This window comes from Janibacter limosus NBRC 16128 (assembly GCF_001570985.1).
Classification (GTDB): Bacteria; Actinomycetota; Actinomycetes; order Actinomycetales; family Dermatophilaceae; genus Janibacter; species Janibacter limosus.
Genome location: NZ_BCSS01000027.1, coordinates 1 through 23,658 on the forward strand (window position 1 = coordinate 1; position 23,658 = coordinate 23,658).

A 23,658-nucleotide genomic window follows, 5' to 3' on the forward strand; every position below is an offset into this window, starting at 1 on the left:
GAAGGCACCGTCGGCCGAGACCTTCAGCTCACGCTGCAAGGCCTTGACCCCGGAGCCGGTCGACCCCAGACGAACCGTGCTCTTCAGGTAAGGGTCGAGGTCACCACCGGGCTTCGCAGCACCGCGCGCGGGGATGTCCCCCTTCGCCACCATCTTGTCCCAGGTGGCCTGGTCCAGGACCCCGGTGACCTTGACCGAGTTCTTGCCCTGCCAGGTCCGCAGCGCCGCCGCAGTCCCCGAGCCGAAGATGCCGTCGGCCGGGGTTCCGATGACCTTCTGGGCCAGCTGGACGTCCGGTCCGGACGCGCCCTGTCGCAGGGTCGGGTACGACGTCGGGTCCGGCATCGGCGCCACGGGCCCGCCGGGGGTCCGGGTGACGCCCGTCCATGCGGTGCCGGTCCACCAGGACGTGCGCTGCATCGCGCCGTCCCAGCTGAAGCTGAAGTGGATGTGGTCGGTGTGGGGGCTGGAGCCGTTGTAGGCGCGCCATCCCTCATCCATCTGGTACGTGCCCCAGATCTGCCGGTTCCAGATGATGTACATGATTCCGAAGCGGCGGGCCATGGCCGCCGGACGCCCCTGCGCGTCCGGGGCCAGGAGCCAGGAGATGACGCCATCGGCGACCGCCCGCTCGTGCGCGTCATTGGCGTTGAGCATCCAGTCCAGGGCACGGCCCTCGGAGTGCTCCGTCAGGCCGTAGTTGCACGCACGAGAGATCCCGTAGTTGAACTCGTCGTAGTGGTTGGCCATCAGCCGGGCGAATGCGGTCACCCCGGCCTTCGGCGTCGGATCGCACACCGATTGGGGGATGTACGGCGACGCGACATCCAGGTCATTCGGAAGGTTGTTGTTCGTCGGCGGCTTGGGGATGGCAGCCGTGCCAGCAGTGGCGGTGCCAGCCAGGGGCAGGGTGAAGGCCGGGATGAGAACAGCGCCGACGATGCGGACGGAACGAGACACGCGAGGCTCCTTGTGTGGACGCGGGCGGGGAACCCGATCAGGGATGGCGGTCCGCCTCGTCACACTTGTCACAGCGCTCCCAGACATCACAACCAGTCACTCTTATTCCACGAGTCACACCAGACACGCCAGCCCCACAGGGGTAATTACGTCCCTGTAACTCACTCCCGGTGACAGGCGGCGCGTGCCACCAGGCCTCTGCACGAGGTGTATCGAGCACCCGTTTCGAGGCACAACCCGTGTCCTCCCCCCACACCCTGCGGAGCACACGAGGCCGATACGGTGACGCCATGGACAAGGTCGTCAGTTCCCCAGCCGAGGCCGTCGCGGACATTCCGGACGGTGCAACTCTGGCGGTGGGTGGGTTCGGGTTGTGTGGCATCCCGAGCGTGCTCATCGCGCAGCTCAAAGCGAAGGGGGTGCGCGACCTCGAGTGCGTCTCGAACAACTGCGGGGTCGACGACTGGGGCCTGGGCCTCCTGCTCGCCGGTGGCCAGATCCGCCGGATGGTCTCCTCCTACGTCGGAGAAAACAAGGAGTTCGCGCGGCAGTACCTCTCCGGCGAGCTCGAGGTCGAGCTGACGCCCCAGGGCACCCTCGCCGAAAAGCTGCGTGCCGGCGGCGCCGGCATCGCCGGCTTCTGGACCCGCACCGGTGTCGGCACCCAGATCGCCGACGGCGGGCTGCCCTGGCGCTACGACGACAAGGGTGAGATCGCGATCTCCTCACCCGCCAAGGAGACGCGCACCTTCGCCGTCGCCAGCCGCGGAGCGGACGGGACCACCACCACGCAGGAGCACGAGTTCGTCCTCGAGGAGGCCATCGCGACCGACTACGCCCTGGTACGCGCCTGGAAGGGCGACCGCCACGGCAACCTCGTCTTCCGCACCACCTCCCGCAACTTCAACCCCCTGTGCGCCATGGCAGGCCGCGTGACGATCGCCGAGGTCGAGGAGCTCGTCGAGCCGGGCGACCTCGACCCCGACTCGATCCACCTGCCTGGCATCTACGTGCACCGGGTCGTCCAGCTCACCCCCGAGCAGGCCGCCGACAAGCGCATCGAGAAGCGCACCGTCACGACCAAGAAGGAGGCCTGACATGGCACTCACCCGTGAGGAGATGGCCGCCCGTGCGGCCAGCGAGCTGACCGACGGCGACTACGTCAACCTGGGCATCGGCCTGCCGACCCTCGTGCCCAACTACGTCCCCGACGAGGTCGAGATCGTCCTCCAGTCGGAGAACGGCATCCTGGGCGTAGGCGCCTACCCCAGCGACGACGCCGTCGACGCCGACCTGATCAATGCCGGCAAGGAGACCGTCACCCTGCGCAAGGGCGCCTCGATCTTCGACTCCGCCACCAGCTTCGGCATGATCCGTGGCGGCAAGGTCGACGCCGCGATCCTCGGCGCGATGCAGGTCGCCGAGAACGGCGACATCGCCAACTGGATGATCCCCGGCAAGATGGTCAAGGGCATGGGTGGCGCGATGGACCTCGTCCACGGCGCCAAGAAGGTCATCGTCCTCATGGAACACGTCGCCAAGGACGGATCACACAAAATCGTCCGCGAGTGCGCCCTGCCCCTGACCGGCAAGGGCGTCGTCCAACGCATCATCACCGACCTCGCCGTCATCGACGTCACCGACGACGGCCTCGTCCTGCGCGAGCTCGCCCCCGGGGTCACTGCGGACGAGGTCATCGACAAGACCGGCGCTGACCTGCGCGTCGACCTCGACTGACGAGCGTCCGACTGCTCCCGCTGGCCCGGCTCAGGCATTCCTGACCCGGGCCAGCGTCGTCGTCGACACCCGCGCGTAGGGGCCGAAGGCGCGCACCGACGACCACTGGGGGGTGCTCTGGACCGCCTGCGTGACGGCAGGATGGACTCCCGTCCCCACGAGGAGCACGGGCGAGCCGTAGCCCGCCGCGAGCGCCGCGTCAACGGTCCCCTCCGGCGAGGTACGGGCCAGCACCACCTCGGTGGCGCGCAGGTAGGGCCGGAAGTATTCGGCGATCTGCGCCGACACCTGGTGCGAGTGCGGCCCGGCGAACCGCATCGACCGGAACCCGCCGGCCGTCAGGTCCTTCGACACGGCGGTGGGTATCCGAGTGGTCGACCCGAGGAGTCGCACATTGCCCACGCCCGCGCGTCTCAGCGCGGCCTTGGCCCGGTACCCCACGGCAGTGGAGCTGGACCACACGATGGGCTCGCGACGCAGGGCGGCCACCGAGGAGAAGGCGCTGGCCTCGTTGATCGTCGACCGGGTGAAGACGCCCGCCCGGATGATGCGGCCGGTGCCCGCCATGAGGTCCACGATCGCGGCGGCCGTCACGTCCTCGTTGTCCGACCCGACCCTCTTCACGACGATCCCGCGTGCCCGCAGCTGTGTGGCCACCGACGACGCGACCATGGACGCCCCTCCGACGACATAGGCCTTCGTGATCCTCGAGCCCCGGCGGTCCAGCTCCCGCGTGGTCGGCGACGGCAGCCGTGTCGGGTCGGTGAGGAGCAGTGGCGCGGCGAGGGAACCGGCGAGCGGCCGGGACATCACCAGATGGGCGGCATGGTCCTCGGCGCCACTCGCGATGATGACGGTGTTCGCGGTGTCGGGGGCGGTGTGCGCCGACACCGCGGCCAGGTCGGCGGGGGTGCCACCGGAGACACGGGTGACCGGTCGGCGCACGAAGGCCGAGGACAACCCCAGCGCACGGCGCATGTCGTCGCCGCGCAGGCTGCGGGTCGTGCCGGTGGAGGAGGTCGCTCGGGCGACACGCACCGTACCGGCGGATGTGCGCTCGGACAGGTCGAGCGAGACGACGTCGGGCAGCCCGAAGGCTGAGGCCAGGCGCGCCGAGGTCACCGAGACGCTCCACGCGCGTCGGGGGTTGTCCGCGGTGGTGCTCCACGAGTCGGCGACTCCCCGCAGGTACGGCACGGGGGCGCCCGGCCAGATGTCCTCGTTGTTGACCGTGCGGCCGCTCGAGGACGACGAGTAGAGCGCCTCGATGACCTGGCCCTGGTACCGAGGCACGAATCCCGTGGTGGCGCTCCCCCCGACAGCCACGGCCTCTCGCCACCGTGACCAGTACGTGGCCTCGCTGCCCTCCGGCACCGGTCCGTAGACCTGGTCTGCCTGTCCGTCGGTCACGTGGCAGGCGCAGGACGAGCGGACCCCGGCCGTCACCTTGCGCAGCGCGTAGGAGCGGGCCGCTGCCGCTTGGGCCTGCTGCGCGGCGGTGGGCCAGGACCACGGCACCTCGCGCACCTGGTCGAGGTACTCGTCCGACAGCCGCAGGTGCAAGACCCCCTCGAGGGTGGCGGCACCCGGGGTGGGCGTGAAGACCAGCGGCGCGTGGCGGTAGCTCCGGCCCGAGAGGGACAGGTCGGTGCGGCGCTCGTCCCAGGTCGTGGTGATCGAGGTGCCGCGGATCGACGTCGGGGTGCACGTGGAGCAGGTGGCGATGACGACGGTGCCCGAGCGCCGGACGGAGATCGCCTCCCCCGCCTCCGCGCGCAGGCTCATCGACCCCGCCGTCACCCGCACGGCACCGCCCCCGGTCGAGCGCGCCCGGCCCACGACGGATGTCGAGCTCTGCCCACGCACGATGTTGACCCGGATCGTCTGGGTGTCCGGAACGGCGTCGTAGGTCGTTCCCCGGTAGTAGAAGGCAAGGATCTGCTGCGCGCTGCGACCGGCCTTCGCCTGCGCGAGCGCGCCGTACTGGCTCATACCGACGCCGTGGCCGAAGCCCGCCCCGCTGAAGGTCCACGGACCGGCGGGTACCGACGATGCGGTTGCTCGGCTGGACGTCACCGGCACGCTGGTGGCTCGCGCGTCAGCGGACGGGGCAAGCGCGAGGGTGACGGAGAGCGCGCTCACGACGGCCAGCAGGGCAGTGATGGAGACGCGGCGAGGCGGGATGTCCGGCATGAGTGGATTGTGCCCCGGTCAGCGCGGCGTGAACAGCCCCTTCGACAGGTGGGACGGGCTGGTGAGGAAGCCGATCCCCCACGACCAGTGCATCGTCGCGATCGCGACCGGGACCCGCACGCGGACCACCGGCTCCTCCCCCTTCGAGATCGCCCACCCACCGAGCGTGACGCCCGCTGCATATCCCGCCGGGACGAGCCAGGCGGGACGCCAGGCGAGCCCCAGCAGGGTCGCGGCGACGGTGCCCACGACCATCGTGGGCGGTGCCAGGTAGCGGGGGTTGGCCGTCCCGGGGTGGAGGCGCGCGACGACCCGGCGCCACCGGCCGTAGTTGAAGTACTGGTCGGCGAGCTTCGACAGGCTCGATCGAGGTCGATAGGTGACCACCAGGTCCGGCGTGAACCACACCCGGCCCCCGGTGGTGCGGATGCGGTGGTTCATCTCCCAGTCCTGGGCCCGCGAGAAGTGCGCGTCGTATCCCCCCACCCGCTCCAAGGCCTCGCGCCGGAAGACCCCGAGGTACACGGTGTCGGACTCCCCCGCCTGCCCCCCGACGTGGAACCGGGAACCGCCGACGCCGAGCGGGCTCTTCATCGCGCACGCGATCGCCCGCTCGAGGGCACTGACACCGACGGCGTCCATGATCCCACCGACGTTGTCCGCGCCGGTCTCCTCGAGCACCGCGACGGCCGTGCGCAGGTAGTCGGAGGGGATCTCTGCGTGCGCGTCGACGCGGGCGATGATCGACCCACTGGAGGCCGCGATGGCGGCGTTGAGCCCCTCCGGCGTCCGTCCCGAGGGGTTGGCGACGGTCCGCACCCGCGAGTCCTGCTCGCTCAGTCGGGCCGCGATCTCATCGGTCGCGTCCTCCGACGGACCGAGCGCCAGCACCAGCTCGAGCTCACCGGGCCAGTCCTGGCCCAGCACCATCGCCACTGAGTCGGCGAGATGGCGTTCCTCGTTGAGCACGGGCATGACGACGCTGACACGGGGGGACACGCGCTCCAGTATGGACAAGGTCACCCCCGGATCTCTCAGGACTCGCCGCGCTCGTCCGGCGGCGTACCAGCCTTTGCTCCTATCCTCCTTGGCATGCCTGATCGTCCCCACCGCCCCCGTCGGCCCTCCGGCGACCGCCCCACCGGCAGCCGCCCCGACGACGACGCGATGACCTTCGACGTCCGCAAGGGTCGCCGCGGGAGCGAGGATGCACGGGCCATCCCCACCGGCAAGCGCGAGCGCCCACGCCAGCCCCTCCCGAAGGGCGAGGGACGGCCACGCCCCACGTCCTCTCGCCCGAGCGCATCGGCTCGCCGGCCCGTGGAGGAGCCCCGCACGCGGGTGATGCCGGCCGGGACTCCTGCTTCCCGCCCCACGCCAGATCGTCCCGGTCGGCCGCAGCGCCGCACGCCCCCGCCCGGCGGAGGGGGTCCACGTCGGCCGGCGGATCGCCCCGAACGTCGGCCGGGACCGCGTCGACGTCCGATGCGGACCTTCCTCACGGTCGTTATGGTGCTCCTGCTCGTCTGGGGCGGCAGCATGGCGTGGGCGGTCAACGCCGCATGGAACGAGGTCGCGCGGGTCGACGCGACACCCGACGGTGACCGCCCCCAAGGCGGCGACGGGCGCAATGTGCTGCTCGTGGGCAGCGACTCACGCGCGGGTCTGAGCGCGGAGGACCGCAGGCGGCTGGGCACGGGCCCGGACACCGGCGGCGCGCGCACGGACTCGATCCTCGTGCTGCACACGGGCAGCGGGAAGTCGACCCTCATGTCGATCCCTCGTGACTCCTATGTCGAGGTCCCCGGCCACGGGATGAACAAGATCAACGCGGCCTTCAGCATCGGTGGGCCCAAGCTGCTGGCCCAGACGATCGAGCACAGCACCGGCCTGAAGATCGACGGCTACATGGAGATCGGATTCGCCGGGTTCGCCAATGTGGTCGACGCCGTCGGTGGGGTCAACATCTGCGTCAAGAACGACATGAACGACGAGAAGGCACACATCAACCTCAAGAAGGGCTGCCAGGTCCTCGACGGCAAGAACGCCCTCGGCTACGTCCGCGCGCGTTACTCCGACCCCGAGGGCGACCTGGGACGGGCCAAGCGCCAGCGTCAGTTCCTCGGCGCCCTCATGGGCAAGATCGCCACGCCGAGCACCGTCCTCCAGCCGTGGAAGGTGCACTCCATCGGCACCAAGAGTGCCGGCGCTCTGACCGTGGGTGAGGACGACTCGCTCTTCGGCACCGCTCGCGCCTTCTGGGCCTTCCGGTCGATCGCCAAGGGCGACGGGTACTCGGTCACCGTCCCGGTCTCCAACAACGCGCTGCCCACTCCCTCCGGCACCGCAGTCCAGTGGGACGAGGCGAAGTCCAAGCAGCTCTTCGACGACCTGCGCGAGGACCGTCCCATCACCGTGGAGCCCGACGACTCCTGATCAGCGATCCCCCACGAGCAGCACGACGAGGGTGCGCGGCCCGTGCACGCCCTCGACACGATCCAGCTCGATGTCGCTCGTCGCGCTGGGCCCGCTGATCCATGTCTGTGGCCGCCGAGGGTCCAGTCGGCGGACCGCGTGCGGGACGTCCTGGACCACCTGGCCGGAGCGCACGATGCACACGTGGAGATCAGGCAACAGGGTCAGAGCACGCCGTCCCTGCCCGTCCCCGTGGTCGAGGACGACGGTGCCCGTGGCCGCGATGCCCGCGGCGCAGGTGGTGACGACCGCGTCGAAGCCCTCGAGGTCGGCGCAGTCCGTGCTGTCAGAAGCCACCATCCCCTCGCCGAACCTGTCGGTGACGGAGTCGACGACCGCCTCCGGCAGTCCTGCGGGAAGCAGGACCCGGCGCGCATCGCGCAGTGCCGACAGGACATGGACGGGCACCTCGGACGCCTCACACCTGATGACCTTCGCCCGGTAGTCGGCCACACGCTCGGCAAAGCGGTCGAGCAGCACCGCGCGATCGCTCACGGGCGTCGTGGGCTGGGGAGCCGGCCGGTGCCCCCGTGGAGCCTCTCGCACGGCCTCGCGGACGGCGGCGAGGATCTCGTCGCGTGCTGTCATCGTGTCCTCTTCCACCAGCGTCGGAAGGATTCGGTGGGCGGAACCGGCAGGTCCCGGGTGCGGGTCCAGGCAGAGCCGGGCGAAGGGAGCCACCCCAGGACCGCTCGACCGGACGCATCAGTCCGGCGGCCGAGCCTCCCCAGGACCGCTCCCGCAAGACCGCTCGCCCGTTGGCCCAGAGCCATCCGGCCGGATCGGCTGAAGGCCCACGCGCTGGCGCGCATGGCCGCAGCCTCGGCGTTGGGAAGCCGGTCCTCACGGTGGGCATCGACCACCTGCGCACGCTGGTCGACGAGCACGCTCGGGATGTCGATCGCCACCGGGCAGACCTCGTAGCAGGCGCCGCACAGACTCGACGCGAAGGGCAGGGAGTCGACCTGCTCGTCGTGCCCGACCCCCTTGAGCAGCGGGTTGAGGATGGCGCCGATCGGCCCCGGGTAGACCGAGCCGTACGCATGGCCACCCGTGCGCTCGTAGACAGGGCAGATGTTGAGGCATGCAGAGCAGCGGATGCACCGCAATGCCTGACGGCCCACCTCGTCGGCGAGGGCCCGGGTGCGGCCGTTGTCCAGCAGGACGACGTGGCACTCCTGCGGCCCGTCTCCCTCGGTCACACCGGACCACGTCGAGGTGTAGGGGTTCATCCGCTCACCGGTGCTGGACCGCGGGAGCAACTGGAGGAAGACGTCGAGGTCGTCCCAGGTGGGCACGAGCTTTTCGATCCCGACGACACTGACGAGGACCTCGGGCAGGGTCAGGCACATGCGGCCATTGCCCTCGGACTCCACCACGACGAGGGTTCCGGTCTCGGCGACGGCGAAGTTGGCTCCGGAGACGGCCATCCGCGCGCGCAGGAACTTTTCGCGTAGATGCAGCCGACTCGCCTCGGCGAGCTCTGCCGGGTCGTCGGTCAGGTCCTCGGGGGCTGCTCGACCGACCTGCCCCATCTCGGCGAGGAAGATGTCGCGGATCTCGGTGCGGTTGCGGTGGATCGCGGGGACCAGGATGTGACTCGGCAGGTCGTGACCGAGCTGGACGATGAGCTCCGCGAGGTCCGTCTCCCACGCGGCGATCCCGCGTTCCTGCAGGGCCTCGTTGAGGCCGATCTCCTGGGTGGCCATGGACTTGATCTTGACGACCTCGTCGACCTCGTGGGACGCCGCGATGTCCCCGACGATCTCGCAGGCCTCCTCTGCGGTGCGAGCCCAATGGACGCTCACGCCACGTGCTGTGAGCTGCTCCTCGAGCTCGACGAGGTACCGGTCGAGCTCGTGCAGCGTCGTGTCCTTGATGGCGGCCGCGCGGGTGCGCAGGCCCTCCCAGTCGTCGAGCTCACCGATGACGTGCGCCCGCTTGTCTCGGATGGTGTGCGTCGCGCGGTGGAGGTTGCGGCGCAGCTGGTCATTGCCCAGCGCCTCGTGAGCAGCCTCAGGAAAGGGCGGCATCCCGAGGAAGGTGGGGGCGTCGGTGCTCATGTGCTCTCTCCGCTCTCCTGCGCGGCCAGGATCTCGGCCAGGTGCATGGTGCGCACCCCGGCGCGCTGCCGGGAGAGCACGCCACCGATCTGCATCAGGCACGAGGAGTCCCCCGCGACGAGGACCTCGGCGCCCGACGCGACGACATTGTCCGCCTTGTCCTGACCCATGGCGCTGGAGACCTCGGCGTTCTTGAGGGCGAAGGTCCCGCCGAACCCGCAGCACTCCGTCTCGTCGGGCAGCTCGACGAGGTCGAGACCCTGGACGGCTTCCAGCAGTCGCCGGGGACGATCGCCGAGCCCGAGCATCCGCAGGGAGTGGCAGGTCGGGTGGTAGGCCACCGTGTGGGGGAAGGAGGCACCGACATCGGTCACTCCCAGCACGTCGACGAGGAACTCGCTCAACTCATAGGCGCGCGGGGACTGACGCTCGACGGTGGCCACGAGTCCGGCGTCCCCCGATCGTCGGGCAATGATCTCGTGCTGGTGCCGCACCGACCCCGCGCACGAGCCCGAAGGGAGCACCACGGCATCGTGGTCGGCGAAGGCACGGTGGTAGGCCCGCACCACCGGCTCGGCCTCGTCGAAGTAGCCGGTGTTGATCATCGGCTGGCCGCAGCAGGTCTGTGCGGCAGGGAAATCGACGTCCACCCCCAGCCTCTCGAGCACCGTGACGGCGGCTTTGGCGACATCGGGAAACATCGTGTCCCCGATGCATGTGGCCATGAGCGCGACCCGCACAGGTGGCCCCCTTCGTCGGTGTACAGCGGTCCAGGCCACAGGCTATGCCCCACAACCCCAATGATGTGCGTCGCATCACACGGACATATCGTGCTGTCCATGGACAACACACTGCACAGGATCGGGGTCGTGGGATGCGGCCTCATGGGTGCCGGCATCGCCGAGGTCTGCGCGCGGGCTGGGTCCGACGTCATCGTCGTCGAGTCGAGTCAGGAGCGTGCTGACGCCGGACGAGGGCGACTGGAGAAGTCGCTGCGCCGCGCGGAGGAGCGCGGCCGGCTCGACAGCGCCGACGAGGTGCTCGGCCGCATCCGCGTGGTCACCGAGTTGGGTGACCTCGCTGATCGGGACATGGTCGTCGAGGCGATCGTCGAGGACGAGGGCGCCAAGGTCGAGCTCTTCAAGCAGCTCGACGAGATCGTCACCTCCCCGGACGCCATCCTCGCCTCCAACACCAGCTCGATCCCGATCATGAAGCTCGCCACGGTCACCAAGCGACCGTCCAACGTCCTGGGTGTGCACTTCTTCAACCCGGTGCCGGTCCTCAAGCTCGTCGAGCTCGTCCCCTCGCTCATGACGGCGGACGAGACGGTCGAGCGGGCCCGTACCTATGTCGACGGTGAGCTCGGCAAGCACGCGATCACCTGCCAGGACCGCGCCGGCTTCGTCGTCAACAGCCTGCTGATCCCCTTCATCCTCAGCGCGATCCGCATGTACGAGTCCGGCTTCGCGACGGCCGAGGACATCGACCAGGGCTTTGTCCTGGGTGCCGCGCACCCGCAGGGCCCCCTTGCTCTCGCTGACCTCATCGGGCTCGACACGACGATGGCCGTCGCCCAGTCGCTCTACGAGGAGTTCAAGGAGCCGCTCTACGCTCCGCCGCCGCTCCTGCAGCGCATGGTCGACGCCGGCCTCATGGGCCGCAAGTCCGGCCGCGGCTTCTACACCTACGAGGGCTGACAACCCACCACGATGACGAAGGCCCCGCTCCCTGAGGAGCGGGGCCTTCGCACGACCAACCGGCGCCGACGCTGGGTCGGGGCCAGCGAAGGGGCTCAGCGAGCGGCCGGCAGGCCCTTGAGGAGCTGACGGGCCATGACGACCCGCTGGACCTGGTTGGTGCCTTCGTAGATCTGGGTGATCTTGGCGTCGCGCATCATCCGCTCGAGCGGGAAGTCCCGGGTGTATCCGGCGCCGCCGAGGAGCTGGACGGCGTCCGTCGTGACCTTCATGGCGACATCGGAGGCGAAGCACTTGGCAGCCGCACCGAAGAAGGACAGGTCGGCGTCGTGGCGCTCGGACTTGGCGGCGGCGACGTAGACCATCTGGCGTGCGGCCTCCAGCTCCATCGCCATGTCGGCGAGCATGAACTGGATGCCTTGGAACTCAGCGATGTTCTTGCCGAACTGCTTGCGCTCCTTGACATAGGCCAACGCCTCGTCGAGGGCGCCCTGGGCGATGCCGACAGCCTGTGCGCCGATGGTGACGCGCGTGTGGTCGAGCGTGCGCAGCGCGATCTTCAGCCCCTCGCCCTCGGCGCCGACGATGCGGTCACCGGGGATGCGGCAGTTGTCGAAGTGGAGCTCACGGGTGGGTGAGCCCTTGATACCGAGCTTGCGCTCCTTCTCGGAGAAGCCGAAGCCCTCGTCGGACTTCTCGACGACGAAGGCCGAGATGTTGTTGCCGCGGGGGCCGTCGGGGTCGGTGACCGCGAGGACCGTGTAGAGCTCGGACTCGCCAGCGTTGGTGATCCACGCCTTCTGCCCGTTGAGGATCCAGTCGTCGCCGTCCTTGGTGGCCTTGCACTTCATGCCTGCGGTGTCGGAGCCGGCCTCGCGCTCGGAGAGTCCGTAGCTGAAGCCCTCGCCCTTGGCCAGGCGCGGCATGTACTTGGCGTTGATCTCGTCGGACCCGCCGAGGATGACGGGCATCGAGCCGAGCTTGTTGACGGCCGGGATGAGGGAGGACGAGGCGCAGACCCGCGCGACCTCTTCGATGATGATGCAGACGGCCAGCGCGTCCGCGCCCACCCCGCCGTGCTCCTCGGCGACGTGCGCCGCGTGGAAGTCGCTCGCGATGAGCGCCTGGTTGGCCTCGGTCGGGAAGCGGGACTCCTCGTCGACCTCGGCGGCGAAGGGCTTGATCTTCGCCTCGGCGACGGCCCGCACCGCCTCGCGGATCGCTTCGTGGTCCTCGTTGGTCCGGAACAGGTCAAAGTCTGGGTTCGCGCTCACGGAGCCTGATGCTACCCGTGGCCCGCAGTGCCCCGCTGCTGGATCTCGGTTCGGGTCAGGAGTCGGTGCCGAAGAGGTCGCGGGTGTAGACCTTGTCGGCCACGTCCGCGAGGTCGGCGGTGCGACGGTTGGCGATGATGACGTCGGCCTCGCGCTTGAAGGCCTCGGCGTCGCGGACGACACGGGAGCCGAAGAAGGTCTCCTCGTGCAGTTCGGGCTCGAAGAGGATGACCTCGACGCCCTTGCCCTTCAGCCGCTTCATGATCCCTTGGATGGAGGAGGCGCGGAAGTTGTCCGAGCCGGCCTTCATGATCAGGCGGTGCACGCCCACGACCTTGGGCTCGCGGCGCAGGATGTCCTCGGCGACGAAGTCCTTGCGCGTGCGGTTGGAGTCGACGATGGCCTGCATGAGGTTTTGCGGGACGTCCTCGTAGTTGGCCAGCAGCTGCTTGGTGTCCTTGGGCAGGCAGTAGCCGCCGTAACCGAAGGAGGGGTTGTTGTAGTGCGTGCCGATGCGCGGGTCCAGGCCGACGCCATCGATGATCTGCCGGGTGTCGAGCCCCAGGCGCGCGGCGAAGGTGTCCAGCTCGTTGAAGTAGGCCACGCGCATCGCCAGGAAGGTGTTGGCGAAGAGCTTGATCGCCTCGGCCTCGGTGGAGTGGGTCAGCAGCACGGGGGTGTCGTCGTCCTCGGCGCCGCCGAGCAGCAGGTCGGCGAACTGCCGGCCGCGGTCGCTGACCTCGCCGACGACGATCCGGCTGGGGTGGAGGTTGTCGCGCAGCGCCTGGCCCTCGCGCAGGAACTCGGGGCTGAAGATCAGGTTGTCGGTGCCCATCTGCTCGCTGAGGCTGGCGGTGAAGCCGACGGGGATCGTGGACTTGACGACCATGACGGCCTGCGGGTTGATCCGCATGACATCACGCACCACGCCCTCGACCGACGAGGTGTTGAAGTAGTTGGTGTCCGGGTCGTAGTCCGTCGGGGTCGCGATGACGACGAAGTCAGCGTCGGCGTAGGCCTGCTCCTTGTCGAGCGTGAAGGTCAGGTCCAGATCCCGGTTGACCAGGAAGTCGACGATCTGCTCGTCGTGGATCGGGCTCTGGCCGGAGTTGAGCACCTCCACGCGGCGGGCGTCGATGTCGAAGCCGACCACCTCGTTGTGCTGGGCCAGCAGGACAGCCATGGACAGGCCCACATAGCCCGTGCCGACGACGGCGATCTTGGTAGTCACATGATCCTCACGGAGCTTGGCGTTGGGCGGGTCCCCGCCGCATTATGACCGACGGGCACAGACATTCCGTGAACACGAGCGCGTAGACCGTTGATTCCCGGCGCGTGGACGCGTTGGATGGGTCACATGAGCCTCACGCACAAGAACGACACAGAGACCATGCGACGTCTGATCGCCGACCCCGGCACCTGGGTGGTCGTGGGCCTGAGCAACAACACCGACCGCGATGCCCACCGCGTCGCCCGATGGCTGAAGCACGAGATGCACAAGGCGATCATCCCGGTGCACCACGAGGCCGAGGAGGTCGACGGGGACACCGGTTACGCGACGATCTCCGACATCCCGGACGGCGACGTCAAGGTGGTCGATCTCTTCGTCAACAGCAGCGAGGTCGGCGCCGTCGTCGACGAGGTCATCGCCAACAAGGACCGACTGCAGATCGACGCCGTCTGGATGCAGCTGGGCGTCGAGGACCCGGCCGCCGCCGACCGTGCCCGCGAGGCCGGTCTCCTCGTCGTGATGGACACCTGCCCCAAGATCGAGTGGCGTCAGCTGCGCAACGAGGGCGCCTCTCGCTGACGGCCCGCCGGGGCGTCAGCTGCCAGCGACCTGCTGGCGCAGACGCTCCCCCTTGGCGTGGGCCTGCGCGGCGAGATCGGCGGCAAAATCAGCCAGGGCCCGTCGCAGACGCGCGGCCTCCTCACCCTCGCCTGCAGCAAGGATGCGCGCGGCCATCAGGCCGGCGTTGCGAGCGCCTCCGACGGCCATTGTGGCCACCGGGATCCCCGCCGGCATCTGGACGATTGACAACAACGAGTCCATGCCGTCCAAGTGCTTCAGCGGCACCGGCACACCCACGACCGGCAGGGTCGTGACCGAGGCGAGCATGCCCGGTAGGTGAGCCGCTCCCCCGGCTCCCGCGATGATGACCTGCAACCCACGACCGGCGGCCTCCTGCCCGTAGGCGATCATCTCGGTCGGCATCCGGTGCGCGGAGACGACATCGGCCTCGTAGGTGATCGCGAACTCGTCGAGGACGAGCGCGGCGGCCTCCATCGTGGGCCAGTCGCTGTCGCTGCCCATGACGAGACCGACCCTGGCGGTCGTGCCGGCACTGGTGGCTGCGCTCATTCGGTGATCACTCCCTGGATGTAGTCGGCGGCGTGCTGGGCCCGCTCGCGCAGGTCCGTCAGGTCGCTGCCGCTGACGTTGACATGTCCGATCTTGCGCCCGGGGCGCACTGCCTTGCCGTACAGGTGCACCTTGAGCTCCGGGTCGCGGGCCATGAGGTGGCGATAGGTCGGGTAGAGGTCGGTCGGCTCCCCACCGAGCACATTGCCCATGACCGTCCACGGCTCCCGGGCGCGGGGTGACCCGAGCGGCAGGTCCAGCACGGCACGCAGGTGCTGCTCGAACTGTCCCGTCACCGCGCCGTCCATGCTCCAGTGACCAGAGTTGTGCGGTCTCATCGCCAGCTCGTTGACGACGACCGAGCCGTCCTCGAGCTCGAAGAGCTCGACGGCCATGACGCCGGTGACCCCGAGGGCGCCTGCGATGTCCAGGCCGATGACGGTCGCGGCCCGCGCCGCTTCGGGGTCCAGACCTGGTGCCGGCGCGATGACCTCGGTGCAGACCCCGTGCGTCTGCACGGTCTCGACGACGGGCCAGGCGGCGGCCTGTCCCGAGGGGCTGCGCGCGAGGAGGACGGACAGCTCGCGGACGAAGGGGACGCGCTGCTCGAGCAGCAGCTGCTCACCACGCTCGGCGGCCGCGGTCAGCCACTCACGGACGTCGTCGATGCGCTCGGCGAGGAGCACCCCCTTGCCGTCGTAGCCACCCCGGGGGGTCTTGACGACGACCGGCCAACCCAGCTCGTCGGCGAAGGCGATCACGTCCTCCTCGCTGCTCGCCGCCGCCCACCGGGGGCACGGCACACCGGCCTCGGTGAGGGCAGCGCGCATGACGAGCTTGTCCTGGGCATGCAGGAGGGCTTCCGGGCCGGGGTGAACGGCCACACCGTCCGCGAGGAGCGCATCGGTCACCTCGGCCGGCACGTGCTCGTGGTCGAAGGTGATGACATCGCAATGGCTCGCGAACTCGCGGACCGTCGCGACGTCGGTGTGGTCACCGACCGGGGCGAAGGGGGTGACGAGCGCTGCGGAGGCGTCGGGCGCCTCAGCAAGGACTGCCAGGGTCACGCCGAGCTCGGCAGCAGGGCCTGCGCACATGCGTGCGAGCTGGCCACCGCCGATGATGCCGACGACGGGAAAGCCTCCGGGGGCGCGTGGGGGGATCGACACGTGCCGAAGGATACGTTGCGCGCATTCGGCACGCCCGCGATTACGCTGCTCGAGATGTCCGAACCCACGCAAGCCTCCCGTGACGCCTCCGCAGGCGCGCCGTCCGCGCCCCGGCGAGGGGGCTTCGCACGCCTTGTCGACAGCGTGTGGCACGAGATCGCGAAGTTCGGCCTCATCGGCGCCATCTCCTTCGTCATCGACCTCGGTGGCATGAACCTCCTGACGCACACGGTGCTCGAGGGCAAGGTGACGACCGCCCGCATCCTCAGTGGCGTGGCGGCCACCGCCTTCGCGTGGTTCGGCAACCGCAGCTGGACCTTCGCGCATCGACGCTCACGCCCCGTGCATCACGAGGTCACGCTGTTCTTCGTCGTCAACGGGCTGGCCCTGGTGATCTCGACCGCCGCGCTGGTGATCTCCCACTACGGCTTCGACTTCACCACCCGGATCGCGGACAACATCGCCACGGTGATCGGCATCGGGCTCGGCACGCTGTTCCGCTTCTGGGCCTACCGGAAGTTCGTCTTCGCCAACGAGCCGATGGACGAGGACACCTCGCCGAGGACACACGACGAGGACGAGACCACGGCCTGAGGGTCAGCGGCTGCCCGGGCCCGACAAGAAGACGGCGAAGACGGCCGGCTGCGCGCGGACCAGCTCCAGGCGCCCACCATTGCGCTCCGCGAGCTGGCGGGCCAGCCCCAGACCGAGCCCCGAGCCGTGCGAGGTCACCGAGCGCTCGAAGATGTGCGGTGCGATCGCGCTCGGCACGCCTTCGCCCTCGTCCCGGACCTCGATGACGACCGACCCCCCAGAGCTGCGCATCTCGATCTCCACTCGACCAGCACCGTGGTCGAGAGAGTTTTCGATGAGGATCTGCAGGATCTGAGCAAGGTCGACGGGCGCTGCGCGCACCGCGAGGCCGGGAGGGCCTTGCACCCGCATGGTGCGATGCGCCGCGGTGAAGGCCGGCTGGTACTCGCGCTGCAATCCGGCCAGGACGGAGTCGAGGGAGATCTCGGGCAGCTGGGACTTCTCCCCCTTGGACCGGGTGCGCATGGTGTCGACCACCCCGGTGAGCCGCTCGACCTGGGTGACCGCCACTGCAGCCTCGTCCCTCACGACCTCGAGGTCATCGGTCTGCCCGATCTCCTCCAGACGCATGAGGAGCGCGGTGAGCGGCGTCCGCAGCTGGTGGGACGCGTCGGCGGCGAAGTCACGGTCCACGGCCCGCTGCTGGGCCAGCTCACCGGCCAGCCGCGCCAGGTCCCCCGCGACGTCGTCGACCTCGCTGAGACCGACAACCGACCGGGGCAGGGCGCCACCGCCGTCACGGATCGCGGCGACCTGGTCGTGGATGTAGGCCAGCCCTCGGTCTCGTCGTTCGTCGATGACGCGGAGGAAGACCAGGACCAGACCGCCGGCGAGCGCCACGCCGAGAGCGGGGGCGATGAGGATCCACGCCAGCAGGTCGATCCCGAGGACGCGCACTCCCTGGGCGCCAGTGGCTGCCACGGAGACGACGCCCAGCACGATCGCGGTCGCGACCGCAGCGCCGACGACGGCCGTGGCCACCATCCGGTAGACGTGGGCCGAATAGGTCACGAGTCGAAGCGGAACCCGACTCCGCGCACCGTGGCGATGTGGCGGGGGTCAGCGACGTCGTCGCCGAGCTTGCGACGCAGGACCGAGATGTGCATGTCCAGGGCCTTGGTGGAGCCGTACCACTCCGTCTCCCAGACCTCACCCATGAGCTGCTCGCGGGTGACCACGCGGCCACTCTCGCGGACGAGGACGCTGAGGACGGCGAACTCCTTGGCCGTCAGCGACAGCTCGTCGCCGTGGAACCAGACGCGTCGGCTGTCGAGGTCGATGCGCAGCGGGCCGGTCGGCTCGACGGCATCGTCGCTGCTGCGGCGCAGCAGGGCGCGCACCCGAGCCATCAGCTCGGCGAGCCGGAAGGGCTTGGTGACGTAGTCGTCGGCGCCGGCGTCGAGCCCGACCACGGTGTCGACCTCGTCGGCCCGAGCGGTCAGGACGAGCACCGGGACGTCGGAGCCGGTGGCCCGCAGTCGACGGCAGACCTCGAGGCCGTCGAGTGTCGGCAGGCCCAGGTCGAGCACCAGCAGATCGGGTGGTGTCCCCAGTGCGGAGTCGAGCGCATCTCGTCCGTCCTCGTGCACCGTCACGTCATATCCCTCACGGATGAGGGCCCGCGCCAACGGGTCTGAGATGGCGGCGTCGTCCTCGGCCAGCAGCACTCGCGTCATGGTCGGATCATAGGAACAGATCCTCAGACGTGCGCGGTGACATCCCGAGATCGACGCACACCTGTCACCCGGACGAGGCGACTCGGGGCGACCTCCCCGATGCCACGCAGGGCCCGTGGCCGGGTCGGGAGGGTGGAGAAGCCACTCAGGGGCTCGAGCAGCCGGGCCAGCGCGTCGTCGACAAAAACTCCTCCGGGCGGGGCCACGGCCGTCAGTCGACTCGCCCGGTTGACCGTCGTACCGAAGACATCACCGAGCCGCCGCACGACCGGCCCGTGGGCCATGCCCACGCGGGCCGAGGGCAGCAGGTCGTCCTCACTCATGGCCTCGACGAGGTCGAGCGCGATGGCCGCTGCCGGAGCAACCTCGAAGGTCTGGAAGAGCACCTCGTCACCGACGGTCTTGACGACGCGACCACCATGGGCGGTCACCACATCCGTGCACAGGTCCTCGAAGCGCTGGACCATCCGCGCCAGGTCGCTCTCCGTGAGCCGGCGGACCACGGACGTGAAGTTGACGAGATCGGCAAAGCCGATGGTCGAGGCCCTGGTGCTGTCGTCCTCGACGGTGAGCAGCCGTTGGATGGACGCGGTGAGCTGACGTCGCCACACGTACACGACGAGCGGCTCCAGCTCGTCGGTCAGCGAGGTCAGCCAGGCTGCGGCCGCCGCGGAGTCACCCTCAGCCATCTCATCGGGGACATCCCCGTGGCGCAGGCGCCCGATCTCCTCGCTGACGAGCTGCACCTGCCATGCGGCGAGACGGTCCATGGTGCGGGCGATGGCCCGAGTCATGGACAGGGCGAAGTCCTCGGGAACCCCTTCGTCGCGGACCATCGCGGCCACGCTGCTCAGGGCCGCGAGGTCCGCCTCGGTGAACATCGCGTCGCCCTCCTGGACGACCGGGAAGCCCATCGCGTGCCAGAACTTGCGTGCCGACCGGATCGAGACGCCCGCGCCCCGAGAGACCTCGCGGCGCCCCATCGAGGCCGGTCGTCCGAGGAGGGCCCGCTCGAAGTCCTCGAGGTCGACGGCGTCATCTGCGGGGGTCGCGTGCTCGTCAGGACGGCCGTGGGCTGCGTCGTAGGGCAACGGCACCTCCGCGGGTCGGGTCGGACAGGGCGGGAGAGGGCTGCTCCCGTCAGGGTCGCGGCGGCACGCCCGCGGGGCGGATGTGCTGGACGTCACCAGCGGCCACGGTATCCGAGCCCTCGGGCCCATGGACCACGAGGCGGCCCTCGTCGTCGACGCCGGTGGCGGTCACGGTCTCCACCGAGCCGTCCGGTCGGTGCACGTCGACCTGCCGGCCGATCGTGGTGCACGCCTCGCGATAGGCCGAGCGCACCCCCTTCGCCCACTCGTCGCCGGCAGAGAGGTCCCCGTGCAGGGCACGCAGGTGACGCAGCACGGCGACGGCGAGGTCCGTCCGGTCGACGTCGGCACCGACGAGGCGAAGGGAGGTCGCCGTCGGGACGGGCAGCTGGTCCCGGTCGTGATGGACATTGATCCCGATGCCGACCACCACACCGGCCGCGCCCGGCAACATCTGGCAGAGGATCCCGCAGAGCTTGCGATCGTCGTCGTCGGTCGCGAGCACGTCGTTGGGCCACTTCAGACCGACCGCGACACCCGCGTCGGACAGTGCGGCTCGGACGGCGAGCCCGGCTGCCAGGGAGAGCCATCCCGGCGACGGCGGGGTCGGGACGAGCATCGACACGGCAAGGCCTGCGCTCGGCACCTCCTGCCAGTCCCTCCCGAGACGTCCCCGCCCCGCGGTCTGCAGCTCCGCGAGGACCGGGGACCACAGCTGGGCGCGGTCTGCCGCCTGAGAATTGGTGGAGCCGGTGACGTCGAGGTGGACGACCTCGCCCCAGTCCTGTGACCTCGGCAACTCTGTGGTCAGACGCTGGACGTCGAGCGAAGTGAGCATGTCGGCAAGGCTAGGCTGCGGCTCATGTCCCAGAGCACCGAGACCACAGACGCTCAGGCGATCGGTGGCACCGACGTCCCCGCTGACATCAACATCCACACGACGGCCGGCAAGCTCGCCGATCTCAAGCGTCGGGTGGCCGAGGTGGCCAATGCCGGGTCCGAGCGTGCTGTCGAGAAGCAGCACGCCCGCGGCAAGAAGACCGCTCGTGAGCGCATCGCCCTCCTCCTCGACGACGACAGCTTCGTCGAGATGGACAAGTACGCGCGCCACCGCTCGACCGCCTTCGGCCAGGAGGCCAACCGTCCCTACGGCGACGGTGTCGTCACGGGCTACGGCACGGTCGACGGCCGGCAGGTCGCGATCTTCGCCCAGGACTTCACGGTCTTCGGCGGGTCGCTCGGTGAGGTCTTCGGCGAAAAGATCACCAAGGTCATGGACTTCGCCATGAAGATCGGCTGCCCGGTCATCGGCCTCAACGACTCCGGCGGTGCACGCATCCAGGAGGGTGTGGTCTCCCTCGGTCTCTACGGCGAGATCTTCAAGCGCAATGTCCACGCATCGGGTGTCATCCCGCAGATCTCGCTCATCCTGGGTCCCTGCGCCGGCGGCGCGGTCTACTCCCCCGCCGTCACCGACTTCACCGTGATGGTCGACCAGACGTCGCACATGTTCATCACCGGCCCTGACGTCATCAAGACCGTCACCGGTGAGGACGTGGAGTTCGAGGACCTCGGTGGCGCCCGCTCGCACAACACCAAGTCCGGTGTCGCCCACTACATGGGCACCGACGAAGAAGACGCCATCGACTACGTCAAGGCGCTCCTGTCCTACTTGCCGAGCAACAACCTCGAGACCGCCCCCTCCTTCGGTGGCGAGCTCGACCTGGCGGTCAACGACACCGACCTGGCGCTCGACACGATCATCCCCGACTCGGCCAACATGCCCTACGACATGAAGGCCGTCATCGAGACGATCGTCGACGACGGCGAGTTCCTCGAGGTGCACCCGCTCTTCGCCCCCAACATGATCTGCGGCTTCGGCCGCGTCGAGGGCCAGTCCATCGGCATCGTGGCCAACAACCCGATGCAGTTCGCCGGGACCCTCGACATCGATGCGTCGGAGAAGGCCGCGCGCTTCGTGCGCACCTGCGACGCCTTCAACGTCCCGGTCCTCACCCTCGTCGACGTCCCCGGCTTCCTCCCCGGCACCGACCAGGAGTGGAACGGCATCATCCGCCGTGGCGCCAAGCTCATCTACGCCTACGCCGAGGCGACGGTGCCCCTCGTCACCGTCATCACCCGCAAGGCCTACGGCGGCGCCTACGACGTCATGGGCTCCAAGCACCTCGGCGCCGACATCAACCTCGCGTGGCCGACCGCCCAGATCGCGGTCATGGGTGCCCAGGGCGCGGTCAACATCCTCTACCGCAAGCAGCTGGCTGCCGCGGAGTCCGAGGGTCGCGATGTCGACGCAGCGCGCCAGGAGTTCATCAGCGCCTACGAGGACGCGCTGGCCAACCCGTACGTGGCGGCCGAGCGCGGCTACATCGACACGGTCATCACACCGAGCAACACGCGAATGAATGTCTCCAAGGCGCTGCGGGCCCTGCGCACCAAGCGGGAGACCCTGCCGGCCAAGAAGCACGGAAACATTCCGCTATGACGTCTTCGCAGGCTCAGACGTCTGATCGGCTCCACGCTGTGAGTACCGCACCCGAGCAGATCGACGAGCAGACGGCTGGCGAGCAGGCGCAAGTTCCCGTGGGTCCGCGCATCGAAGTCCTCGGTGACGCCTCCCCGGAGCAGGTCGCCGCGCTCGTCGCGGTCCTGTCCGGCCTCGGTGGTGGCGAGGAGGAGGCCCCGGCGGGACCCCCTTCGCGCTGGTCCTCCCCCGAGCGGATGCTGCGACCTGCGGTCCATCCCTCCTTCGGTGGCTGGGTGGCCTCCGGCCTTCCCCGCTGACCCATCCCGGACACCTGGTCCACGCAGGACCGCGACCTTACGTCGCGGTCCTGCGTGGATCGTCAGCCGACGGGTGAGATCCCGGGCGCGAAGGGGACGACGTAACCTCACGACGTGCCCACCGACCTCCCACGCGTCCTCTCCGTCAACATCGGCCGACCGATGCTGCAGCGCGTCCCCGAGGGCCGGCCGACCGGGATCGACAAGCGGCCCGTGGAGGTCCTGCGCGTGAGCGACCCCGGGCCGAGGCGGATCCTTGATGGGGCTGGTGTCTCCGGGGTCGAGGGCGATCACGTCGGCGACGGTCGCTTCCACGGCGGGTCCGACCGCGCCGTCTATGCCTACGCTCGCGAGGAGCTGGACCTGTGGGCCGAGGCACTGGGGCGCGAGCTGCCCGACGGGCACTTCGGGGAGAACCTCACGACGACCGGGCTCGACGTGGACGCAGCCGAGGTCGGCGACCGGTGGCGCGTCGGCAGCGCGGTCCTCGAGGTGCGCTGGACGCGACAGCCGTGCGCCACTTTTGGTGAATGGATGGGTGAGCCCGGGTGGGTCAAGCGCTTCATGGCCCACGGCCGCACCGGTTCCCTGCTCAGCGTGGTCGAGCCGGGCGAGATCCGGACCGGCGACCCGGTCGTCGTCGAGCGCTGCGGCTCGGGCATCGACCTGCCGATGGTGCTGCGCGCAAAGATGGGCGATGTCGATCTCGCCCGGCGAGTCCTCGATGCCGAGGTCTACACCGGGCACCGTCGCCAGCAGTTCCTCGACGTCGTCGCGCGCGACCGCTGAGCGGCCACCGGGACACGCCCGTCCCCTCAGGACCTAGCATCGGGCTGGTGCCCGTCTCCCCACCCCACGTCCTGTCCGTCAACATCGGCCGACCGATGCTGCAACGCATCCCCAAGGGTCGGCCGACCGGCATCGGCAAGCAGCCCGTCGACGTCATCCGGGTCAGCGATCCCGGGCCCAAGCGCGTCGTCGACGGCGCGGGCGTCTCCGGGGTCGGGGGCGACCACGTCGGCGACGGGCGGCACCACGGTGGGTCCGACCAAGCGGTCTACGCCTTCGCCCGCGAAGAGCTCGATGCCTGGGAGCGCGAGCTCGGGCGCGAGCTGCCGCACGGGATGTTCGGGGAGAACCTCACGACCAGCGGCCTCGACGTGGACGCCGCGGAGATCGGCGACCGCTGGCGCGTCGGGACCGCGGTCCTGGAGGTCCGTGGGCCCCGCGTGCCCTGCGCGACCTTCGGCGAGCGCATGGGCGAACGAGGCTGGGTCAAGCGCTTCGCCGCCCACGGTCGCAGTGGTGCTTACCTGAGCGTCGTCGAGCCGGGCGAGATCCACCCAGAGGACACGATCACCGTCATCCCCTCGGGCTCGGGACTGGACGTGCCGACCTACCTGCGCGCCTGGTTCGGGGATCGCGACGCCGCCCGCACGGCCCTCGACTCCGGCGTCCTGAGCGGCGATCGCCGGAACGAACTGGCTGGTCGCATCTGACCCGATCGCGCGCGAGCCCCGATACGCTGCCAGCGTGACCGCCCGTCGGGGGCGCGGCGGCAC

The 23,658-nt window shown here is 69.6% G+C and carries 24 protein-coding genes; 10 read left to right on the plus strand and 14 right to left on the minus strand.

Going from position 1 to position 23,658, the window contains the following annotated elements; translation table 11 throughout:
* A partial coding sequence (locus JLI01S_RS10850; protein ID WP_169797318.1) for a peptidoglycan-binding domain-containing protein occupies nt 1-960 on the minus strand: 960 nt, incomplete at its 3' end.
* Nucleotides 961-1,250: 290 nt separating this feature from the next.
* On the opposite strand from JLI01S_RS10850, the gene JLI01S_RS10855 reads away from it, so the two are divergent.
* The gene (locus tag JLI01S_RS10855; protein WP_068264377.1) at nt 1,251-2,057 is read left to right on the plus strand and encodes a CoA transferase subunit A; all 807 of its coding nucleotides are present in this window, start codon (nt 1,251-1,253) and stop codon (nt 2,055-2,057) included.
* Nucleotide 2,058: 1 nt separating this feature from the next.
* Nucleotides 2,059-2,697 (plus strand): CoA transferase subunit B, encoded by a 639-nt coding sequence (locus JLI01S_RS10860; RefSeq protein WP_068264379.1) that lies wholly within the window; start codon nt 2,059-2,061, stop codon nt 2,695-2,697.
* Nucleotides 2,698-2,727: 30 nt separating this feature from the next.
* On the opposite strand, the gene JLI01S_RS10865 is transcribed toward JLI01S_RS10860, so the two are convergent.
* Nucleotides 2,728-4,890, minus strand: a complete 2,163-nt coding sequence (locus tag JLI01S_RS10865) for a SpoIID/LytB domain-containing protein (RefSeq protein WP_068264381.1) — start codon at nt 4,888-4,890, stop codon at nt 2,728-2,730.
* 18 nt (nt 4,891-4,908) lie between these two features.
* The gene (locus JLI01S_RS10870; RefSeq protein ID WP_281177463.1) at nt 4,909-5,889 is read right to left on the minus strand and encodes a glycosyltransferase family 2 protein; all 981 of its coding nucleotides are present in this window, start codon (nt 5,887-5,889) and stop codon (nt 4,909-4,911) included.
* 486 nt (nt 5,890-6,375) lie between these two features.
* Between JLI01S_RS10870 and JLI01S_RS10875 the strand changes: the two genes are divergently transcribed.
* Entirely contained in the window at nt 6,376-7,326 is a 951-nt protein-coding gene (locus tag JLI01S_RS10875; RefSeq protein WP_245634590.1) for an LCP family protein, read from the plus strand.
* On the opposite strand, the gene JLI01S_RS10880 is transcribed toward JLI01S_RS10875, so the two are convergent.
* Genes JLI01S_RS10880 through JLI01S_RS10890 form a run of 3 tightly spaced genes read right to left on the minus strand, consistent with a single transcriptional unit; the run spans nt 7,327 to nt 10,153 of the window.
* Nucleotides 7,327-7,953, minus strand: a complete 627-nt coding sequence (locus JLI01S_RS10880) for a LutC/YkgG family protein (protein ID WP_068264383.1) — start codon at nt 7,951-7,953, stop codon at nt 7,327-7,329. It abuts the gene before it with no gap.
* Nucleotides 7,950-9,428: a lactate utilization protein B gene (locus JLI01S_RS10885; RefSeq protein WP_068264385.1), complete on the minus strand. Its 1,479-nt coding sequence runs from the start codon at nt 9,426-9,428 to the stop codon at nt 7,950-7,952. Before JLI01S_RS10885 ends, JLI01S_RS10880 begins: the two co-directional genes overlap by 4 nt.
* The gene (locus tag JLI01S_RS10890) at nt 9,425-10,153 is read right to left on the minus strand and encodes a (Fe-S)-binding protein (protein ID WP_068264455.1); all 729 of its coding nucleotides are present in this window, start codon (nt 10,151-10,153) and stop codon (nt 9,425-9,427) included. Before JLI01S_RS10890 ends, JLI01S_RS10885 begins: the two co-directional genes overlap by 4 nt.
* A 114-nt stretch (nt 10,154-10,267) precedes the next feature.
* On the opposite strand from JLI01S_RS10890, the gene JLI01S_RS10895 reads away from it, so the two are divergent.
* Nucleotides 10,268-11,128, plus strand: coding sequence for a 3-hydroxybutyryl-CoA dehydrogenase (locus JLI01S_RS10895; protein WP_068264387.1), 861 nt, complete (start codon nt 10,268-10,270; stop codon nt 11,126-11,128).
* Nucleotides 11,129-11,223: 95 nt separating this feature from the next.
* Here the strand turns inward: JLI01S_RS10895 and JLI01S_RS10900 are convergent, their stop codons facing one another.
* Together JLI01S_RS10900 and JLI01S_RS10905 are read right to left on the minus strand one after the other, a co-directional pair.
* The gene (locus JLI01S_RS10900) at nt 11,224-12,402 is read right to left on the minus strand and encodes an acyl-CoA dehydrogenase family protein (RefSeq protein WP_068264389.1); all 1,179 of its coding nucleotides are present in this window, start codon (nt 12,400-12,402) and stop codon (nt 11,224-11,226) included.
* A 55-nt stretch (nt 12,403-12,457) separates the two neighbouring features.
* Nucleotides 12,458-13,633: a nucleotide sugar dehydrogenase gene (locus JLI01S_RS10905; RefSeq protein WP_218005501.1), complete on the minus strand. Its 1,176-nt coding sequence runs from the start codon at nt 13,631-13,633 to the stop codon at nt 12,458-12,460.
* Between the two features lie 126 nt (nt 13,634-13,759).
* Between JLI01S_RS10905 and JLI01S_RS10910 the strand changes: the two genes are divergently transcribed.
* Entirely contained in the window at nt 13,760-14,212 is a 453-nt protein-coding gene (locus JLI01S_RS10910) for a CoA-binding protein (protein ID WP_068264459.1), read from the plus strand.
* Between the two features lie 15 nt (nt 14,213-14,227).
* Here JLI01S_RS10910 and purE read toward each other — a convergent pair whose 3' ends face one another.
* A complete protein-coding gene (gene purE, locus JLI01S_RS10915; RefSeq protein ID WP_068264391.1) occupies nt 14,228-14,764 on the minus strand; it encodes a 5-(carboxyamino)imidazole ribonucleotide mutase in 537 nt (178 codons plus the stop codon).
* On the minus strand, nt 14,761-15,933 hold the full coding sequence (locus JLI01S_RS10920; RefSeq protein WP_068264393.1) for a 5-(carboxyamino)imidazole ribonucleotide synthase: 1,173 nt from the start codon (nt 15,931-15,933) through the stop codon (nt 14,761-14,763). The genes purE and JLI01S_RS10920 overlap by 4 nt, the downstream gene beginning before the upstream one ends.
* 54 nt (nt 15,934-15,987) lie before the next feature.
* Between JLI01S_RS10920 and JLI01S_RS10925 the strand changes: the two genes are divergently transcribed.
* Nucleotides 15,988-16,527 (plus strand): GtrA family protein, encoded by a 540-nt coding sequence (locus JLI01S_RS10925; protein WP_068264395.1) that lies wholly within the window; start codon nt 15,988-15,990, stop codon nt 16,525-16,527.
* Between the two features lie 3 nt (nt 16,528-16,530).
* On the opposite strand, the gene JLI01S_RS10930 is transcribed toward JLI01S_RS10925, so the two are convergent.
* Genes JLI01S_RS10930 through JLI01S_RS10945 form a run of 4 tightly spaced genes read right to left on the minus strand, consistent with a single transcriptional unit; the run spans nt 16,531 to nt 20,132 of the window.
* Nucleotides 16,531-17,538 (minus strand): sensor histidine kinase, encoded by a 1,008-nt coding sequence (locus JLI01S_RS10930; RefSeq protein WP_068264397.1) that lies wholly within the window; start codon nt 17,536-17,538, stop codon nt 16,531-16,533.
* Nucleotides 17,535-18,203 (minus strand): response regulator transcription factor, encoded by a 669-nt coding sequence (locus JLI01S_RS10935; protein WP_068264399.1) that lies wholly within the window; start codon nt 18,201-18,203, stop codon nt 17,535-17,537. Before JLI01S_RS10935 ends, JLI01S_RS10930 begins: the two co-directional genes overlap by 4 nt.
* 23 nt (nt 18,204-18,226) lie before the next feature.
* A complete protein-coding gene (locus JLI01S_RS10940; protein WP_068264402.1) occupies nt 18,227-19,300 on the minus strand; it encodes an adenylate/guanylate cyclase domain-containing protein in 1,074 nt (357 codons plus the stop codon).
* 43 nt (nt 19,301-19,343) lie between these two features.
* Entirely contained in the window at nt 19,344-20,132 is a 789-nt protein-coding gene (locus JLI01S_RS10945) for a biotin--[acetyl-CoA-carboxylase] ligase (protein WP_068264404.1), read from the minus strand.
* 24 nt (nt 20,133-20,156) lie between these two features.
* Here JLI01S_RS10945 and JLI01S_RS10950 point away from each other — a divergent pair, with 24 nt between their 5' ends.
* The 4 genes from JLI01S_RS10950 (at nt 20,157) to JLI01S_RS10965 (ending at nt 23,595) form a co-directional block, all read left to right on the plus strand.
* Nucleotides 20,157-21,797: an acyl-CoA carboxylase subunit beta gene (locus tag JLI01S_RS10950; RefSeq protein ID WP_068264406.1), complete on the plus strand. Its 1,641-nt coding sequence runs from the start codon at nt 20,157-20,159 to the stop codon at nt 21,795-21,797.
* A 38-nt stretch (nt 21,798-21,835) separates the two neighbouring features.
* A complete protein-coding gene (locus tag JLI01S_RS10955; RefSeq protein WP_068264408.1) occupies nt 21,836-22,096 on the plus strand; it encodes an acyl-CoA carboxylase subunit epsilon in 261 nt (86 codons plus the stop codon).
* Between the two features lie 114 nt (nt 22,097-22,210).
* Entirely contained in the window at nt 22,211-22,885 is a 675-nt protein-coding gene (locus JLI01S_RS10960; protein ID WP_245634591.1) for an MOSC domain-containing protein, read from the plus strand.
* Nucleotides 22,886-22,932: 47 nt separating this feature from the next.
* Complete coding sequence (locus JLI01S_RS10965) at nt 22,933-23,595, plus strand: MOSC domain-containing protein (protein ID WP_245634592.1); 663 nt, start codon at nt 22,933-22,935, stop codon at nt 23,593-23,595.
* Nucleotides 23,596-23,658 lie beyond the last annotated feature (63 nt).